Raw genomic sequence first — 1,499 nt, forward strand, 5'->3', positions numbered from 1 at the left:
CTGCTGGCCGCCGCGCGGCAGGCGCGGGTGCCCATGGCGCTGGTCAGCGCGCGTTATTCCGCGTCGTCGCTGCGCCAGGCGCGCCGGATGGGCCGCGTGATGCGCGAGGCCCTGGCCGGGCTGGACATGGTGTTGGCGCAGACGGCGGAAGATGCCGGGCGGCTCGCCGAGGCGGGTGCGCCGGCGGCCGTTGTGACCGGCAATCTCAAGTTCGATCTGGTGCTGCCGCCCGCTCAGGTAGAGGCGGGACGCGCGTGGCGCGCACAGCTCGGACGCCAGGTCGTTGCGGTCGCCAGCACGCGCGAGGGCGAAGACGCGCCGTTCATCGAGGCGATCAAACGTCAGGCAGCAGCACCGGGCGCGCCGCTTTTTTTGTTGATCCCGCGTCATCCCCAGCGCTTTGACGAAGCTGCGCGCCTGTTGTCGGACGCGAAAGTCGGTTTTGCGCGCCGTTCGGAAGGCACGCTTGTGCCGCCGGATGCCGCCGTGCTGGTGGGGGATTCGCTGGGCGAGATGGCTTTCTATTACGCGGCCTCGGATGTCGCGATCGTGGCGGGCAGCTTTGCGCCGCTGGGTGGTCAGAACCTGATCGAAGCCTGCGCGGCGGGCGTGCCCGTCATCGTCGGGCCGCACACGTTCAATTTCAAGCAGGCGGCTGAAGATGCCGTCGAAGCCGGCGCCGCGCTGCGCGCCGAAGATCCGGCGCAGGCGGTGGACGCGGCAATCGCGCTGCTGCGGGACACGCCGCGCAGGCTACTGGCGAGCAACGCCGCGCGGGCTTGGTTCGACCAGCATGCGGGCGCCACGGGGCGGACGATGGATGCGTTGGGACCTTGGTTGGAAGGACCGGCGCCGGGCCGTTAAGGCGTTTTACGCGGCGCCAACGTAACCGCGCCCGGATTCAATTCCTGGCTGAATCGCCGCCCATCGCGGCCTTCGTCTTCGGGCCGGGCGCCCAGCCAGCCTTGTCCCAGCGCATACACGCCCAGATTCGCCAACAGGATCAGGATGAAGAGCACGCGCATGCCGGACCTTCGTCAGGGAGTGGTGGTCAAGGTGGCGCGCGCTACGGCGGCCAGTCCGTCCAGGACCGGGTGGTCCAGGTAAACGGGAACCGGCGTGGCGCCGAAAGCCCCGCCTGCGTCGGCCAGCAGCTGTTCGATTTCCTGGTGCACTTCGGGCCAGCCGCCGCCGGCCGCGTAGATCTGCGGCGTCTGGCCGTAACGCTGGCGGCCCGCCAGCCATTGGCGCACGACCGCGCCGGCCTGCGCAGCGGCGATGCCCGAGGCGATGGCCTCGTGCGTGTCCGTCGGATAGGGCACGACCTGGCCGTTGGCGATGGGCAGGTTGGCCGTGCCATGGGCAAGCGACGTGCGCATCATGGCCGGGCCCGGCAGGATCAGGCCGCCCGCAAAAACGTTGTCGGGTCCGACGGTGTCGATGGTGGTGGCGGTGCCGAAGCTGGCCAGCACGAACGGCGGGTGCGTGCCGGGCAGGCG

General features: G+C 70.2%; 3 protein-coding genes. 1 reads left to right on the forward strand and 2 read right to left on the reverse strand.

Annotated elements, in window-relative coordinates:
• Positions 1-864 (forward strand): 3-deoxy-D-manno-octulosonic acid transferase (locus B3446_RS21060; RefSeq protein WP_291384701.1); only part of this gene is annotated, 864 nt, incomplete at its 5' end.
• On the opposite strand, the gene B3446_RS21065 is transcribed toward B3446_RS21060, so the two are convergent.
• Together B3446_RS21065 and B3446_RS21070 are read right to left on the reverse strand one after the other, a co-directional pair.
• Positions 861-1,025: a hypothetical protein gene (locus tag B3446_RS21065; protein WP_175124874.1), complete on the reverse strand. Its 165-nt coding sequence runs from the start codon at positions 1,023-1,025 to the stop codon at positions 861-863. The genes B3446_RS21060 and B3446_RS21065 overlap by 4 nt on opposite strands.
• Before the next feature lie 12 nt (positions 1,026-1,037).
• Positions 1,038-1,499, reverse strand: a 462-nt coding sequence (locus tag B3446_RS21070; RefSeq protein ID WP_291384703.1) for a type III pantothenate kinase, incomplete at its 5' end; no start/stop codon positions are given.

Source organism: Achromobacter sp. UBA5777, assembly GCF_002418565.1.
GTDB lineage: Bacteria > Pseudomonadota > Gammaproteobacteria > Burkholderiales > Burkholderiaceae_B > Achromobacter > Achromobacter animicus.